Below are 15,900 nucleotides of genomic sequence, written 5' to 3' on the forward strand. Positions count from 1 at the left end.
AGCCGGACGCTCCCTGGCGGTGCCCGGGCCGGTGGGGGAGAATCAGCACATGTCGTTCTCGCAGTCCGAGCGGATCCCCACGACGCCCACCCTGCCGACGGGCGAGACCGTCGCGACCTACGGCACGTACCTGCAGGCGCAGAAGGCGGTCGAGCTGCTCGCCGAGAAGCAGTTCCCGGTGCGGGCGGTGACGATCGTCGGGACCGACCTGCGCATGGTCGAGCGCGTCATCCGGCGGCTGTCGTACCCGAGCGCGGCGCTGGGCGGGTTCCTGTCCGGGGCGTGGTTCGGTCTGTTCGTGGGGCTGATCCTCACCCTGTTCTCGACGGGCGGCACCGGCGTCATGCTGCCCGCCGTGCTGTTCGGCGGCGCGTTCGGCCTGCTCTTCTCGGTCATCGGGTACTCGTTGACGCGCGGTCGGCGGGACTTCGCGTCCGCCAGCCAGATCGTCGCGACCTCGTACTCGGTGCTCTGCCAGGCCGAGCACGCCCACCGGGCGCGCGCCCTGCTCGCGGGCACCGGCGGCGTGGTCTCGGGCTGGCCCGAGCCGGTGCGTCCGCCGTCGCCGCCCGTCGGGGCGCCGCCGTCCGACCCCCGCCCGGGGTACGGGCCGCCCGCGACCCCGCCGCCGCCGGCGCAGCCCCCCGCACCACCGACGCCCCCGAGCGCCTGAGCCCCGGCGGGCCGTCGAGGGCCGCGCCGGGACGTCGCGCCGGGACCCGGCGCCGCGGGGCTCAGCCCTCGCGCAGCGCGGCCATCCAGGCCTCGACGGCGTCGGGGTCCCGCGGCAGCGCGGCCGAGAGGTTCTCGTTGCCGTCGGCCGTGACCAGGACGTCGTCCTCGATGCGCACCCCGATGCCCCGGTACTCGGCCGGCACCAGCAGGTCGTCGGACTTGAAGTACAGACCCGGCTCGATCGTGAACACCATGCCGGGCTGCAGCACGCCGTCCAGGTAGAGCGCCGCGCGTGCCTGCGCGCAGTCGTGCACGTCCAGGCCCAGGTGGTGCGACGTGCCGTGGACCATCCAGCGGCGGTGGTGCTGGTTGTCGGGGTCGAGGGACTCCTCGGCGCTGACGGGCAGCAGCCCCCACTCCTCGAGCCGCGCGGCCAGCACGCGCATGGCGGCGTCGTGCACGTCGCGGAACCGTGCTCCCGGCACCGCGGCCTCGAACCCGGCGTCGGCGGCGTCGAGCACGGCCTGGTAGACGCGGCGCTGCACGTCGGTGAACGTGCCGTCCACGGGCAGCGTGCGGGTGACGTCCGCGGTGTAGAGCGAGTCGACCTCCACGCCGGCGTCGACGAGGACGAGCTCGCCCGGGCGTACCCGGCCGTCGTTGTCGGTCCAGTGCAGCGTCGTCGCGTGGTCGCCGGCGGCGGCGATGGTCGTGTAGCCGACGTCGTTGCCCTCCTCGCGGGCGTGCCCCAGGAACGTGCCCTCGATGACGCGCTCGCCGCGGCGGTGCGCGACGGCCCGCGGCAGCGCGCGCACGACCTTCTCGAAGCCCGCGACCGTCGCGTCGACCGCCAGTCGCATCTGCTCGACCTCGTACGCGTCCTTCAGGAGCCGCAGCTCCGAGAGCGCCTCCGCGAGCCGCGCGTCGGCCTCGCCCACGGCCTCGCCGCGGATCTGCGCGACGACCTCCTCGACCGCCACGTCGGCCTCGGGCACCACCAGGACCTGCACCCCGCCTGCGCCCACGTCCTTGGCCAGCGCGTCGCGCAGGTCGTCGAGGTGGGCCGTCGCGATGCCGGTGGTCGTGGCGATCTCGTCGAGCGTGGGCCGTGCGCCCACCCAGAACTCGCCGTACCGGGCGTCGGAGAAGAACTCGGGGGTGTCGCGGCCGGCCAGCGGGTTCATGTGGAGCACGGCGCGGTGCGCGCTGCCGTCGTCGCCGGTGCCGTCCGGCACGGGGTGCAGCACCAGCACGGCGTCGGGCTCCTGCTCGGTGCCCAGCCCGGTGAGGTGGGCGAAGGCCGAGTGCGGGCGGAACCGGAAGTCGGTGTCGTTCGACCGCACCTCGAAGGACCCGGCCGGGACGACCAGCCGGACCCCGGGGAACTGCGCGGACAGCGCGCTGCGCCGGGCGGCGGTCATGTCGGCGACGGGCGCACGGGTGGCCGTCGACGCCGGTCGCTCGCCCCAGCCGGAGGTCACGAACTCGACGAAGCGGCGTGACTGCGGCCGGTGCGACCGGTTGGAGCCGCGCTCCTCGAGCGGCTGCTCCCCGGCGGCCGGCGTGAGCGTCTCGGACGTGAGGTTCTCGGGATGCTGGTCGGTGCACACCCTCCCAGTCTCGCACCGCCCACCGCCGGCGCGGGGTCCCGGGTGCGAGGGGCTAGCGTTGGGCCGGTGCGCATCGACCTCCACACGCACTCCCGGGCGTCGGACGGCACGCAGACCCCCGCGGAGCTCGTCACCGCCGCTCGGGACGTCGGCGTGGACGTCGTCGCGCTCACCGACCACGACACGACGGACGGCTGGGACGAGGCGGCGGCCGCCGCGCGGGACGTCGGTGTCGCGCTCGTGCGGGGCACCGAGGTGTCGGCCCGGTCCCGCGGCGTCAGCGTGCACCTGCTGTCCTACCTGCAGGACCCGGAGCATCCCGCGTTGGCCGACGAGCTCGCGCGTGCCCGCGACTCGCGGCTGCACCGCGCGCAGCGCATCGTGGAGCGACTGGCACGGGACGTCCCCCTCACCTGGCAGGACGTGCTGGACCAGGCGCGTGACGCCGTGGCCGTCGGCCGCCCGCACATCGCCGACGCCCTGGTCGCCCGGGGCGTCGTGCCCGACCGGGACGCCGCCTTCGCGCACCTGCTGGCGTCCGGCGGGCCCTACCACGTCGACCACTACGCACCCGAGGCCCCGGACGCGGTCGCGGCGATCCGTGCGTCGGGCGGCGTCCCCGTGTTCGCGCACCCGGCCGCCGACGCGCGCGGACGCATCGTGCCCGACCGCGTGTTCGACGAGCTCGCCGAGGCCGGCCTGGCGGGCGTCGAGGTCTTCCACCGCGACCACTCGCCGCCGCAGCGCGAGCGGCTGCTCGCGATCGCCGAGCGGCTCGGGCTGCTGGTCACGGGCTCGAGCGACTACCACGGCACGGGCAAGGTCAACCGGCTGGGAGAGAACCTCACCGAGCCGCAGGTGCTGGACGAGATCGTCCGGCAGGGGACGACGGAGGTGGTGACCGCGTGAGCGGCGTGCTCGACATCCAGCTGTTCACCTCGGTGTTCGTCACCCTGTTCGTCATCATGGACCCGCCCGGGACCGTGCCGATCTTCCTCGCGCTCACCGGGTCCATGACCCGTCAGCAGCGGACGCGGGCGGCGCGTCAGGCGATCCTCGTCGCGTTCGGGGTCATCGTCGGCTTCGCGCTGTTCGGCCAGTCGCTGCTCAACTACCTGCACGTGTCGGTCGAGGCGCTGCAGGGCGCCGGTGGTCTGCTGCTCCTGCTGGTCGCGATGGAGCTGCTGACCGGGAAGATGGACAGCAACGAGGGGTACGAGGGCACCCAGGGCAACGTCGCCCTGGTGCCGCTCGGCACGCCGCTGCTCGCCGGCCCGGGCGCGATCGTCGCGACCATGGTGTTCGTCCAGCAGTCGACGGAGCCCACCGACTGGGTCGCGCTGGCGCTGGGCGTGGTGCTCGTGCACCTGTGCCTGTGGCTGTCCATGCGGTTCGCCGGCGTGATCCACCGGGTCCTCAAGGACTCCGGGACGATGCTCGTCAGCCGGATCGCCGGTCTGCTGCTCGCCGCGATCGCGGTGCAGCTGCTCGCGGACGCCGTGCTGACGTTCGCGCGCCAGGTCTGACGCGCCAGGTCTGACGCGCCAGGTCTGACGCGCCAGGTCGGACGCGCCAGGTCGGACGCGTCCCGTCCGACACGTCCGGTCCCTGTGCGTCGGGGCCTCCGACGCGTCCGGCCCCCTCACCGCAGGGTGAGGGGGCCGGACGGACGTGCAGGGGTCAGGCGTCGGTCGGGGCCGGCGAGCCGGCGTCCGTCGACGCACCGGCGGACCCGCCGCGCGAGCGACGGCGCCGGCGCCGGCGCGGTCCGCCGGACTCGCCGGCGTCCGGGCCGGTGGCACCGTCGGCTGCCGGGCGCGGTGCCGCGGCGTCGGCAGCGGGACGCTCGGCCGTCGGCTCGGAGGCACGCGCGTCCGCGGGTGCGCCCTCGGCGTCGCTGCGGCCGCGGCCGCCCCGACGGCGGCGGGAGCCGCCCTCGGTGTCACCCTCACGGGTGCGCTCCGCCGGGCGGGCCGCGCCGCGACCGCCGGCACGCTCACCGTCGCGCGCGCCGTCACGGCTGCCCTCGCGGCGGCCGGAGCGACCGTCCTCCGCACGCGCGGGCCGTGCACCGCCGCCCCGCTTGCCGGTCTCGCCGAGGTCCTCGAGCACCTCGGCGCCCAGGCCCGCGCGGGTCTGCTGCGACTTCGGCAGCCGGCCCGTGACGCCCTTCGGGATGTCGAGGTCCGTGTAGACGTGCTCCGACGACGAGTACGTCTCGACCGGGGCGGGGATACCGAGGCCCAGGGACTTGTCGATGAGGCCCCAGCGCGGCAGGTCGTCCCAGTCGACGAACGTCACGGCCGTGCCCTTGTTGCCCGCGCGGCCGGTGCGGCCGGTGCGGTGCAGGTACGTCTTCTCGTCCTCGGGGCACTGGTAGTTGATGACGTGCGTGACGTCCTCGACGTCGATGCCGCGCGCGGCGACGTCGGTCGCGACGAGCACGTCGACCTTGCCGTGGCGGAACGCGCGCAGCGCCTGCTCGCGGGCGCCCTGGCCGAGGTCGCCGTGCAGGGCTCCGGCCGCGAACCCGCGGTCGACGAGCTCGTCGGCGACCTTGGCCGCGGTGCGCTTGGTGCGCGCGAACACGATCGTCAGGCCGCGGCCGTTGGCCTGCAGGATCCGCGCGAGGAGCTCGACCTTGTCGAGCGCGTGCGCGCGGTACGCGACCTGCTTGATGTTCTTGACCGTCTGGCCCTCGTCGTCCGGCGCGGACGCGCGGATGTGCGTGGGCTGCGACATGTAGCGCCGCGCCATGGCGACGACGGCGCCCGGCATGGTCGCGGAGAACAGCATGGTGTGGCGGTTGGGCGGCGTGGCGGCGAGCAGCTTCTCGACGTCGGGCAGGAAGCCCAGGTCGAGCATCTCGTCGGCCTCGTCGAGCACGACCTCCGTCGCGTGCTTCAGCCGCAGGTGCCGCTGGTTCAGCAGGTCGATCATGCGGCCGGGCGTGCCGACGACGACGTCCGCGCCGCGCTGCAGGGCCTCGACCTGCGGCTCGTACGCGCGCCCGCCGTAGACCTGCACGATGCGGACCTTGCGGCCGGTGGACGCCATCGCGAGGTCGCCCGCGACCTGCACGGCGAGCTCACGGGTGGGCACGACGACGAGCGCCTGCGGCTCGCCCGGGGCGGGCAGCCGGTCGTAGCCGTCCTCACCGGGTGCGACCACGCGGTGCAGCAGCGGGACGCCGAAGCCGAGGGTCTTGCCGGTGCCGGTCTTGGCCTGGCCGATGATGTCGTGGCCTGCCAGGGCGACCGGCAGGGTCATGGCCTGGATGGGGAACGGCTGGGAGATGCCGGCCGCGGCGAGGGCCGCGACGATCTCGGGGCGCACGTCGAAGTCGGCGAACGAGGCGTCGACCGCCTGCACCGAGGCGGCGCGACGGGAGCCGGTCGGCGACTCGGTCGGCACGGCGTCGGCCGCGGTGCGGACCTCGGTCACGGCGTCGGGGGTGGTGGGGGAGTCGACGGAGGCGTCGCTGCGCTGCTCCTGGTCGACGGTCTGGTCGGTGGTCACGGGCGGCTCTTCACTGCCAGGGTGGCGGCTCACGGTGCGGGCCGGGGGGCCGGCGGCGCGTCGCGCGCTCGTCCGCCCCGGGCGACAGCGGGCTGCGCCACGCGGGTTGGCCGGCAGCCGATCGTAGAAGTCGCCCCGCGCGGCGCACCCTGCCGGCACGTCCGCGGGCGGGAGAGCCCGGCGGGCAGGCGGGCCGGTGCGCGTCGGGCGGGGAGGGTCGCGGCGCGGGCCGGACCGGGAAACCGAGACGAACGGGCAACCGATGTACGGGGTTGTACACAGTCAGTCTATCGGACGTCCGTCCCGGTGCCCCGGCTGCTGCCCCGACCGGCGCGTCCGGCGGCGTTACGATCGCGGCATGACGACCAGCGCCGGCAACGCCCGTGCCCTCACCCCAGGCCAGGCGGGCGCCGACGACCGGTCCGCCAACCGCGCCGGGAAGGACGCCGCGGCCGCGCGCACCGCGGACGCCGCCGACGCCGTCGAGGTCCTGGGCCTCGTCGCGAGCGTCGAGCACCAGGCGTTCGAGCGGCTCGCCGACGACGCCCGGCAGGCGCCGGGGCCCGAGCAGGCCCTGGCCTTCTCCCGGCAGGCCGCCCGGTGCGTCGAGCGGCGGGACCGTGTCCTGGCGCGGATCGACGAGCTCGGCGGCGACGCGCCGGCGGCGTTCGGGCGGTTCGACGGGATGCTCGACGACTTCGACGCCCGCACTCCGGCGAGCACGTGGGCCGAGCGGCTGCTCAAGACGTACGTCGGGTACGGCGTCGCGGACGACTTCTGCCGGCTCGTGGCCCGCGGTCTGGACCCCGACTCGGCGCGGCTGGTGGCCGAGGTGCTCGACGACGCGGCGCGCACCGAGCTGGCCGTGCGCGAGCTGGACGAGGTCTGTGCGGACGACGCCGTCCTGTCCTCGCGGCTGGCGCTGTGGGGCCGCCGCCTCGTCGGCGAGGCGCTCGGCGTGGTCCAGCGGCTGGCGCAGCGGCCCGAGGTCGCGCGGGCCCTCGACCGTGCGGGTGCGGGTGCGGGTGCTGGTGCTGGTGCGGGAGCCGGGTCGCAGGAGCGGGCGCAGATCCCGGCCCTCGTGCTCAACGAGCTGACGGCCGAGCACACGCGCCGGATGTCGCGGCTGCACCTGACCGCCTGATCCGCCGCCGCGCGGCGGGTGCGGGGTCCGGACGCACCCGGCACCCGGCCGCAGCCGGGCGCCGGGTGGACGGCTCAGATCGTGCCGAAGCCCACGCGGCCCTTGGCCTCCGCACCGATCTCGACGAAGCCGAGGACGGCGGTGGGCACGATGACGCGACGTCCGCGGACGTCCGTCAGCTCGAGCGTCGCCGCCGTGCCGTCGAGCGCGGCCCGGACGGCCGCGGCGATCTCGTCCGCCGTCTGGTCGGACTCGAGCGTCAGCTCGCGCGACAGGTGCTGCACGCCGATCGTGATCTCCACGGGCACTCCTCATCGGACGGGTCCCGGCGTCGCCGGGCGGTCGTCACGATCCTAGGCGTCCTCGTACGGGTAGTCGGGACGGACGAGACCGGCCAGTCCTCGCCACTGCAGGTCCGACACCAGGTCGACGACCCGCTGCGCGCTGCCACCGTCGCCGTGGCGCAGCCAGTAGGTGGCCGCGCCCTGCGCGGTGGCGACCAGTGCCGCGGCGAGCACGTCGGCGTCGGCGCGGTCGCGTCCGGTCACGGCCGCCAGCACGTCCGCGATGCGCCGGGTCGCCTCGGCCGACGCGTGCTCCACCCGGCCGCGCACCTGCGAGTCGTGCGTGACGTCGGACTCGAACAGGAGCGTGGAGGACTCGCCGGCGACCTGGACGAACTCGACGTACGCCGCGACCACGGCGGCCACGACCGCACGCCCCTCCCCGCGCCCCACGGGGCCCGCCTCGATCGGCGCGACGGCCTGCTCCACGGCCGCGAGCAGTGCCGTGCCCTGCTCGTCCACGACGGCGAGGTAGAGGTCCAGCTTGGACGGGAAGTGCCGGTACAGGACCGGCTTGCTGACCTCCGCACGGTCGGCGATGTCGTCCATCGAGACGTGGTGGAACCCCTCCGTGGCGAACAGGTCGAGCGCGATCGCGAGGAGCTGGGACCGGCGCTCGGCGCGCGCCATCCGCGGTCCGCGTGCACGCGGACCGGCTGAGTCCTGGGCGCTGGTCATCAGGCGATCGTAGCGACGGCGTGTTGCGGGCAGGCGTCACGGCCCGGACCCCGGGAGCGGGCGTCCCGCCGGCGGCGTGCCCGGTCCCGGCTGTCGGTGCGGCGTGGTGTGATCGGGCCCGTGACGACGGCACCCACCACCCGGCTCGTGGCCGCACCCCTGGTCCGGCACGCCGCGCTGGGTGCCGGTGCGCGACCCGTGCTGGACGACCGTCAGCGCGAGGTGGTGGAGCGGGTGGCCGCGGGCGCCGACCGCGTGCTGCTGGTGACGGGTGCGCCGGGGACGGGCCGCACGACGCTCGCGCTGGAGGCGGCCGCCGCTGCCGTGGACGCGGGCACGGCACCGGACGACGTCCTGGTGCTGGCCGCGAGCCGCCGTGCTGCGGGCGACCTGCGCGACCGGCTCGCGGTGCGGCTGGGACGCACCGCCGGGCGGCCGCTGGTGCAGACGCCCGCCGCCGTCGCCTTCGCCGTGCTGCGGGCACGCGCGGGCGCCCTGGGTGAGCCTGCGCCGGTGCTGGTCTCGGGCCCGGAGCAGGACGTCGCGCTCGCCGAGCTGCTCGCGGGCCACGCGTCGGGGGAGGTGCCCGGGCCCGTGTGGCCGCCGGGCGTGCCGGAGGCGGCGCTGGGCACCCGTGCCTTCCGTGACGAGCTGCGGGACCTGCTCATGCGTGCGGCCGAGCGCGGGCTGGCACCGGGTGACCTGGCCGCGCTCGGGCGGCGCGAGGACCGCCCGGCGTGGGTGGCCGCCGCCCGGGTGTACGAGGAGTACCTCGACGTGATGGCGCTCGCCACGTCGACGCCGGACGCCGGGGAGCGCCTGGACCCGGCCGTCGTCGTCGACGCGGCGGTGGCGGCCCTGCGGCGCTGGGACGACGACGTGCCCGGGGTCCCGTGCCCGCGGCGCAGCCTGGTCGTGGTGGACGACCACCAGGAGAGCACGGCCGCGACCGCGCGGCTCCTGCGCGCGTTCGCCGACGGCGGCGCCCGTCTGCTGCTGCTGGGCGACCCGGACGTCGCGGTGCAGACCTTCCGCGGGGCGCAGCCCGCGCTCGTCGCCCGGGCCGCCGCGGCCGGGGCCGGTGAGCTCGCGGCGGAGCACGTCGTGCTGCGGACGGTCTGGCGCCAGACCGCCCCCCTGCGCGAGGTCACCGAGCGGATCACGCAGCGGGTCGCGGCGTCCGGCACCGTCGCCCACCGCCGGGCCGACGTGCCCGCCGACCGGGCCGCCGGACCGGAGCCGCGCGTCGCCGTGCTGCCCAGCGCGGCGCAGGAGGCCGCGTGGGTGGCGCACCGGCTGCGGCGCGCGCACCTGCAGGACGGCATCCCCTGGGACGGCATGGCGGTGCTGGCGCGGGCCGGCAGTCGCGTCACGGCGGTCCGGCGCGCGCTGGCCCAGGCGGGCGTACCGGTCCGGGTGGTGGGCAGCGACGTGCCGCTGCGTGACGAGCCGGCGGTGCGCCCGTTGCTCGACGCGCTGCGGGTCGCGCTGCGGCCGGAGGACCTCGACGCGGAGACGGCCGCCCGGCTGGCGTGCTCACCGCTGGGTGGGCTCGACGCCGTCGGGCTGCGCCGTGTGCGTCGCGCGCTGCGCGCGGAGGAGCTGGCGGGCGGCGGCGGCCGGTCGAGCGACCTGCTGCTCGTGGAGGCGCTGGCCGCGCCGGACCGGGCCGCGACCCTGGAGCCGCACGTCGGGCGTCCGGTGCAGCGTCTGGCCGCGGTGCTGCAGGCGGGCCGGGACGCGGCCGCGCAGCCCGGGGCGGACGTCCAGGCCGTCCTGTGGGCGGTGTGGGACCGGGCCGGGCTGGCCGACCCCTGGCGGCGTGCCGCGCTCGCGGGCGGGTCCGGCGGGGAGCGGGCGGACCGTGACCTCGACGCCGTCCTGGCGCTGTTCCGGGCGGCCGAGACGTTCGTCGAGCGCATGCCGCAGGCGACGCCGCTCGCGTTCGTCGACTGGGTGCTGGCGCAGGACCTGCCCGCGGACTCCCTGGCACCGGCGTCGCGCGCGGCCGGGGTCAGCGTGCTGACGCCGGCCGGTGCGGCGGGCGGGTCGTGGGAGGTCGTCGCGGTGGTGGGCGTGCAGGAGGGCGTCTGGCCCGACCTGCGGCTGCGCGACTCCATGCTGGGGGCGCAGGCGCTGGTCGACCTGCTGGACGGACGGCAGGCGGGCGGCGCCGCGGGGCAGGAGGCGGCGCGCGAGGCGCGGGCCGCCGTCCTGGCGGACGAGCTGCGCGCGTTCGCGCTCGCCTGCTCGCGCGCCCGCACCCACCTGCTGGTCACCGCCGTCGACGACCAGGACGCGACACCGTCGCCGTTCGTCGACCTGGTGCAGCCCGGGTCCGACGACGACGGCCCCGACCCGCGGCGCACCAGCGCGCCCGCGCCGCTCGACCTGCGCGGGCTGGTCGCGCGCCTGCGGGCGACCCTGGAGCGCACGGCCGCCGCCGGGCGTCCCGACCCGGACGCCGCCCGGACGCTGGCCCGCCTGGCGGCGCACGGCGTGCCCGGGGCGGACCCCGCGACGTGGTTCGGGCTGGCGGAGCCCTCCAGCGACGCGCCGCTGTGGCCGGCCGACGTCAAGGTCCCCGTCTCGCCGTCGCGCCTCGAGACGGCCCAGCGCTGCGCGCTGCGGTGGGCGCTGGAGACGGCCGGGGGCACCCCGGCGTCGTCCGCCCAGCAGTCGCTCGGCACGCTCGTGCACGCGATCGCCCAGGAGCACCCGACGGCCGACCTGCCGACGCTGCGCGCGGAGCTGGACCGGCGGTGGGACGAGCTGGGCCTCGGCGAGGGCTGGCCGGCGGTGGCCGCCCGGCGCCGGGCCGACGCGATGCTGGTGCGGCTCGCCGCGTACCTGCGGGACGCCGGCGAGCCCCTGCTGGTCGAGGCGCCGTTCTCGCTCGAGACCGACCGCGCCGTGGTGCGCGGGTCGGTGGACCGCGTGGAGCGTGCCGTGACCCGGGGGGACGAGGCGGGCGCCGTCGTCGAGGTCGTCGACCTCAAGACCGGGTCGCGCGTCCCGACGCTCGCCCAGGCGGCGGAGCACGCGCAGCTCGGCGCGTACCAGCTCGCCGTGGACGAGGGGGCGGTGCCCGGGCTCGAGCCGGGCACCCGCAGCGTCGGGGCCCGGCTCGTGCACCTCGCGCAGGGCTCGGGCGCACCGACGCAGCGCCGGCAGGAGGGCCTGGGCGCACCGGACGACGGACCCGTCTGGGCCCGCGAGCTCGTCGACGAGGTCGCCGGGCGGATGGCTGCCTCGAGCTTCGAGGCCCGGGCCAACGAGCTGTGCGACCGCTGCCCGGTGCGACGTTCGTGCCCGCTGCGCGGCGAGGGCGGGCAGGTGGTGGCATGAGCACGGACGTCGCGCCGGCGGCGACGCGCCTGTCCGCGCTGCAGATCGCCCGGCTCGTGGGGCAGCATCCCCCCACCGAGGAGCAGCGGGCCGTCATCGAGGCGCCGCTGCTCCCGTCGCTCGTCGTCGCGGGTGCCGGGTCCGGCAAGACCGAGACGATGGCGGCGCGCGTCGTGTGGCTGGTCGCCAACGGGCTCGTGGCACCCGAGCAGGTGCTGGGACTGACCTTCACGCGCAAGGCGGCCGGCGAGCTGTCGGAGCGGGTGCGGCGGCGGCTCCGCGCCCTGGCCCGGTCGGCGGCGGCCGAGGGCGTCGAGCTGCCGACGGGCGTCGGCGTCGTCGACGAGCTCGCCCGGCCCCATGTCTCGACGTACCACGCGTACGCGGCCTCGCTCGTCTCGGACCACGCGCTGCGCCTGGGCGTGGAGCCCGGGGCGCGGCTGCTGGGCGAGGCCGCGCAGTGGCAGCTCGCCTCGCAGGTGGTCGAGTCGTGGGCGGGCGACCTGGAGACGTCGGCGGCCACGTCGACGGTCGTCGAGGCGGTCCTGTCCCTGTCGGGGGCGCTCGACGAGCACCTGCTGGACCCCGCCGGTGCGCGGCAGGGGATCGAGGCGATCATCGCGGACCTGCAGGCCACCCCGGCCGGCACACCGCCGCGCGCACCGTACGCCCGGGTCCGTGACCTCGTGGCGTCCCTGGGCGAACGGGCCCGGGTCCTCGACCTGGTGGCCGACTACCGCGCCCGCAAGCGGGCCGCCGACAGCCTCGACTTCGGTGACCAGGTGGCGCTGGCCGCCCGGATCGCGCGTGACGTGCCGGAGGTCGGGGCGGGCGAGCGCGACCGGTTCCGTGTCGTGCTGCTCGACGAGTACCAGGACACGTCGTACGCGCAGCTCGTGCTGCTGCAGGCGCTGTTCTCCGGCGGTCACCCGGTCACGGCCGTCGGGGACCCGCACCAGTCCATCTACGGCTGGCGCGGTGCCAGCCCCGGCGGCCTGGCGCGGTTCCCCGCGGCGTTCCCGGTGGTGGTCACGGCGCCGGACGGCACGCAGGCCCGACGCCCCGCCGACGTGGCGCAGCTGTCCACGTCGTGGCGCAACGACGTCGCAGTGCTCGACGCCGCCAACCACGTCGCCGCGCCGCTGCGCACCGGCGCGGCCCGCGTCGAGGTGCCGCGGCTCGCCCCGCGGCCGGGTGCCGGGCAGGGGACCGTGCAGGCGGTCGTCGCGAGCACGGTCGAGGACGAGGCCGAGGCCGTCGCCGCCTGGGTGGGCCGGCGGTGGCGCCCGGGGCACGCGCCGGGCGGCCGGCGGACCGCTGCGGTGCTGTGCCGCAAGCGCTCGCAGTTCGAGCCCGTGCGGCGCGCCCTGCGGGCCGCCGGGCTGCCGGTCGAGGTCGTCGGGCTGGGTGGGCTGCTGGCGACCCCCGAGGTCGTCGACCTGGTCGCGGTGCTGCAGGCGGCGCACGACCCGACGCGGGGCGATGCGGTCGTGCGCCTGCTCACCGGTGCCCGCACCCGGCTCGGCGCCGCGGACCTGCACGCCCTGGGGGACTGGGCGCGGCAGGGGGCCCGGCCGGCCGGTGCGCGGGTGGCCGGGGTGCAGGCCGACGTCGTCGACGAGCGCAGCCTCGTCGACGCGGTGGACGACCCGCCCCCGCCCGGCTGGCGCAGCCCCGCGGGCCGCGAGCTCAGCGCGGCGGGGCGCCACCGGCTCGCCGAGCTCGCCGGGGTGCTGCGCGCCGTCCGCGCGCAGCAGGGGCTCTCGCTGCCCGAGCTGGTGGGGGAGGCCGAGCGGCTGTTCGGCCTGGACATCGAGGTCCAGGCGCGTGCCGACGTCACGCCGGGCCGGGCGCGCGCCCACCTGGACGCGTTCGCGGACGTGGCCGCGGAGTTCGCCCGCGGCGCGGACCGCCCCACCCTGGGGGCGTTCCTGGCGTGGCTCGAGGCGGCGGACGCCCGCGAGGACGGCCTCGAGCTGCCCGTCACCGAGCCGGATCCCGACGCGGTGCAGGTGATGACGGTGCACGCGGCGAAGGGCCTGGAGTGGGACGCCGTGGCCGTCGCGGGCATGGTCGACGGTGGGCTGCCCGCCACCGCGATGCTCGGCAAGGACGGGCCCAAGGACTCCGCGTGGCTGACGGGCCTGGGGGTGCTCCCGTACCCGCTGCGGGGCGACGCCGACGAGCTGCCGCTCCTGGCGTGCGCGGGAGCGGAGTCACCCAAGGAGCTCGCCGACCGCGTCGAGCAGCTGCGGCTGGACGCCGGCGACCACCAGGTCGCCGAGGAGCGCCGGCTCGCGTACGTCGCGGTCACCCGGGCCCGCGAGGACCTGCTGCTCTCCGCGGCGTACTGGGGGGACCCGAAGGCGGCCCGACGGCTGTCGCCGTTCCTCACCGACCTGGTCGACGCGGGCCTCGTGGACGTCGTCGCCCGCGCCGACGAGCCCGAGCCGGGTGCCGCGAACCCGCGGGCGGCGCTGACGCCGGCAGCCACCTGGCCCGCCGACCCGTTCGCCGTGGACGGCGCCGCGCCCCGGCGTGACGCGGTGAGCGCGGCAGCCGACGCGGTCCGCGCCGCGCTCGCGGCGGTGCCGGCACCAGACGTGGGCGACGTGCCCGCACCGCGCACGCCGGACCGCGGCCTCCCCGAGGGCGGCACGAACGAGCGTGCCGACGCCGCCGACGTGGCCGACGCCGCCGGGGTCGGCCGCGAGGACGCCGGTGCCGAGGACTGGGACGCGCTCGCGGACCGGCTGCTCGCGGAGCAGGCGGCCCGCCGCCGCGGGGACGCCCGCGTCGCGCTGCCGGCCCACCTGTCCGCCTCGTCGCTCGTGCGGCTCGATGCGCAGCCGGAGCAGTTCGCGCTGGGGCTGCGGCGTCCGGTGCCGCGCGAGCCGTCGCCGCAGGCCCGCCGCGGCACCGCGTTCCACGCCTGGGTCGAGTCCTGGTACGGCAGGGCCACGCTCGTCGACGTCGACGACCTGCCGGGCGCCGACGACGACGTCCTGCCGGGCGACCCCGACCAGGCCGAGCTGCGCGCCGCCTTCCTGCGCACACCGTGGGCGCACCGCTCCCCGCTGGCGGTCGAGGTCGACGTGGAGACCACCGTCGGCGGCTACGTGCTGCGCTCGCGCATCGACGCGGTCTTCGCCGACCCCGACCGCCCGGACGTCCCGGGCGCCGTGGTCGTCGTCGACTGGAAGACCGGCGCACCCCCGCGCGACACGGCGGCGCGCGCGTCCCGCGACCTGCAGCTCGCCGTCTACCGGATCGCGTGGGCCCGGCTCACCGGGACCGACCCCGAGCTGGTGCGGGCGGCCTTCTGCTACGTCGGCGCCGGGGTCACCGTGGTCCCGGACGCGCTGCCCGGCCCCGAGGACGTCGCGCGGCTGCTCGCCGCGGCGGCACCGGACGGTCCCGCCGCGGTGGGCGGCTCCCGTGCGGCGGTGCGCGACGGGTCGGGCACCGGTGCACGCCGCGGTCCGCGGCCCTGACCGTGTCGCCGGAGCCGCAGGCTCAGTACGCCCCGGCGGCCTCGTCGACGCGGGTGTGCTCCTCGAGGTCGTGCAGCATCTGCACCGCGTCGTCGACGACGTCCTGGCGCTGCGTGCGCACGCCGTGGAGCAGCCACCGGGCCAGCGCCAGCTCGCCGGCGAGCAGCGCGCGGTCGGCCAGGTGCGGGTCCGTCAGCTCGGTCCGGCGCAGCAGGTAGGCCTCGAGGATCGCGTCGACCGCGTCCTGCGGTGCGGCGACGAGCAACCAGGACAGGTCGTCGGCCGGGTCCGCGACCATCGTGGAGCCCCAGTCGAGCACACCGGCGACCGCGCCGTCGGCGACCAGGACGTGGGTGCTCGACAGGTCGCCGTGCACCACCGTCGGGCGGAACCGCCACATGGCGACGTCCTCGAGCATCTCCTCCCAGCGGCGCAGCAGCACCGGCGGGACGAGCCCCGTGCGGGCCGCCTCGTCCACCTCGGCCTGGCGCCGCTCGCGGTACCCGGCGGCGTCGTACACGGGCAGGCCCGCGTTCTCGACCACGGACGTCGGCAGCTCGTGCACCGCGGCGACCGCCCGTCCCACGGCGGCGGCCAGGCCGGGTCCGGGGCGCAGCCGCTCGAGCTCCAGCGGACGGCCCGGCACCTCCCGGTGGACGCTGGCGCGGCCGCCCTCGGGCAGGTGCGCGAACCCCGCGGGCCGCGGCACCGCGAAGGGCAGACGACCGTCGTCGGCGTAGGGGCCGAGCGCCTCGAGCAGGGCGACCTCGGCCTCGAGCGCGGCACCCGCGGCGGGGTGCTGCGGGGCGCGCACGACCCAGCGCTGCCGCACCGAGTCCACGACCACGGCGACGTCGAAGTCCGAGCCCGGGTGCAGGGGACGCCGCACGTCGTAGGCGTCCAGACCGGGGACGGCGACGGTCGCGAGTGCGGCGAGTGCGAGCGGCGAACGGGTCACGTCCGCAAGCGTAGGTCCCCGCACGCCCCCGCCCGCCCGTCCCGCGCGGCGTGTTGGCGCCCGGTTCGTCCGGGCCCGTCCCCGTGCGCGCGCCCGCCGTCCCCCGAGCCCGGGACCCTCCCGGCCCGCG

The 15,900-nt window shown here is 77.2% G+C and carries 11 protein-coding genes; 6 read left to right on the forward strand and 5 right to left on the reverse strand.

Features of this window, described 5'->3' with window-relative positions:
- Window positions 1–49 precede the first annotated feature (49 nt).
- Window positions 50–673 (forward strand): YflT domain-containing protein, encoded by a 624-nt coding sequence (locus BMZ16_RS05915; RefSeq protein WP_089798574.1) that lies wholly within the window; start codon window positions 50–52, stop codon window positions 671–673.
- A gap of 61 nt (window positions 674–734) precedes the next feature.
- On the opposite strand, the gene BMZ16_RS05920 is transcribed toward BMZ16_RS05915, so the two are convergent.
- Window positions 735–2,285: an aminopeptidase P family protein gene (locus BMZ16_RS05920; protein WP_089798575.1), complete on the reverse strand. Its 1,551-nt coding sequence runs from the start codon at window positions 2,283–2,285 to the stop codon at window positions 735–737.
- A gap of 66 nt (window positions 2,286–2,351) precedes the next feature.
- Here BMZ16_RS05920 and BMZ16_RS05925 point away from each other — a divergent pair, with 66 nt between their 5' ends.
- On the forward strand, window positions 2,352–3,194 hold the full coding sequence (locus BMZ16_RS05925) for a PHP domain-containing protein (protein ID WP_089798576.1): 843 nt from the start codon (window positions 2,352–2,354) through the stop codon (window positions 3,192–3,194).
- Window positions 3,191–3,811, forward strand: coding sequence for a MarC family protein (locus BMZ16_RS05930; protein WP_089798577.1), 621 nt, complete (start codon window positions 3,191–3,193; stop codon window positions 3,809–3,811). The genes BMZ16_RS05925 and BMZ16_RS05930 overlap by 4 nt, the downstream gene beginning before the upstream one ends.
- Window positions 3,812–3,965: 154 nt before the next feature.
- On the opposite strand, the gene BMZ16_RS05935 is transcribed toward BMZ16_RS05930, so the two are convergent.
- On the reverse strand, window positions 3,966–5,804 hold the full coding sequence (locus BMZ16_RS05935; RefSeq protein WP_089798578.1) for a DEAD/DEAH box helicase: 1,839 nt from the start codon (window positions 5,802–5,804) through the stop codon (window positions 3,966–3,968).
- Window positions 5,805–6,162: 358 nt separating this feature from the next.
- On the opposite strand from BMZ16_RS05935, the gene BMZ16_RS05940 reads away from it, so the two are divergent.
- Window positions 6,163–6,948, forward strand: a complete 786-nt coding sequence (locus tag BMZ16_RS05940; protein WP_089798579.1) for a ferritin-like fold-containing protein — start codon at window positions 6,163–6,165, stop codon at window positions 6,946–6,948.
- A gap of 74 nt (window positions 6,949–7,022) precedes the next feature.
- Here BMZ16_RS05940 and BMZ16_RS05945 read toward each other — a convergent pair whose 3' ends face one another.
- Together BMZ16_RS05945 and BMZ16_RS05950 are read right to left on the reverse strand one after the other, a co-directional pair.
- Window positions 7,023–7,250, reverse strand: coding sequence for a DUF3107 domain-containing protein (locus tag BMZ16_RS05945; RefSeq protein ID WP_089798764.1), 228 nt, complete (start codon window positions 7,248–7,250; stop codon window positions 7,023–7,025).
- Between the two features lie 51 nt (window positions 7,251–7,301).
- Complete coding sequence (locus BMZ16_RS05950) at window positions 7,302–7,970, reverse strand: TetR/AcrR family transcriptional regulator (RefSeq protein ID WP_089798580.1); 669 nt, start codon at window positions 7,968–7,970, stop codon at window positions 7,302–7,304.
- 120 nt (window positions 7,971–8,090) lie between these two features.
- On the opposite strand from BMZ16_RS05950, the gene BMZ16_RS05955 reads away from it, so the two are divergent.
- Window positions 8,091–11,318, forward strand: a complete 3,228-nt coding sequence (locus BMZ16_RS05955) for an ATP-dependent helicase (RefSeq protein WP_089798766.1) — start codon at window positions 8,091–8,093, stop codon at window positions 11,316–11,318.
- On the forward strand, window positions 11,315–14,812 hold the full coding sequence (locus BMZ16_RS05960; RefSeq protein ID WP_089798765.1) for an ATP-dependent helicase: 3,498 nt from the start codon (window positions 11,315–11,317) through the stop codon (window positions 14,810–14,812). The genes BMZ16_RS05955 and BMZ16_RS05960 overlap by 4 nt, the downstream gene beginning before the upstream one ends.
- Before the next feature lie 22 nt (window positions 14,813–14,834).
- Here the strand turns inward: BMZ16_RS05960 and BMZ16_RS05965 are convergent, their stop codons facing one another.
- Window positions 14,835–15,770, reverse strand: a complete 936-nt coding sequence (locus BMZ16_RS05965) for a phosphotransferase (protein ID WP_089798581.1) — start codon at window positions 15,768–15,770, stop codon at window positions 14,835–14,837.
- Window positions 15,771–15,900 lie beyond the last annotated feature (130 nt).

The organism is Cellulomonas sp. KH9 (assembly GCF_900114185.1).
In the GTDB taxonomy this organism is placed as follows: domain Bacteria; phylum Actinomycetota; class Actinomycetes; order Actinomycetales; family Cellulomonadaceae; genus Cellulomonas.

Excerpts from the sequence above, each read along its gene's own strand:
- BMZ16_RS05915 (WP_089798574.1), top strand. The coding sequence starts at position 50 with ATGTCGTTCTCGCAGTCCGAGCGGATCCCCACGACGCCCACCCTGCCG.
- BMZ16_RS05940 (WP_089798579.1), top strand. The coding sequence starts at position 6,163 with ATGACGACCAGCGCCGGCAACGCCCGTGCCCTCACCCCAGGCCAGGCG.
- BMZ16_RS05950 (WP_089798580.1), bottom strand. The coding sequence starts at position 7,970 with ATGACCAGCGCCCAGGACTCAGCCGGTCCGCGTGCACGCGGACCGCGG.
- BMZ16_RS05960 (WP_089798765.1), top strand. The coding sequence starts at position 11,315 with ATGAGCACGGACGTCGCGCCGGCGGCGACGCGCCTGTCCGCGCTGCAG.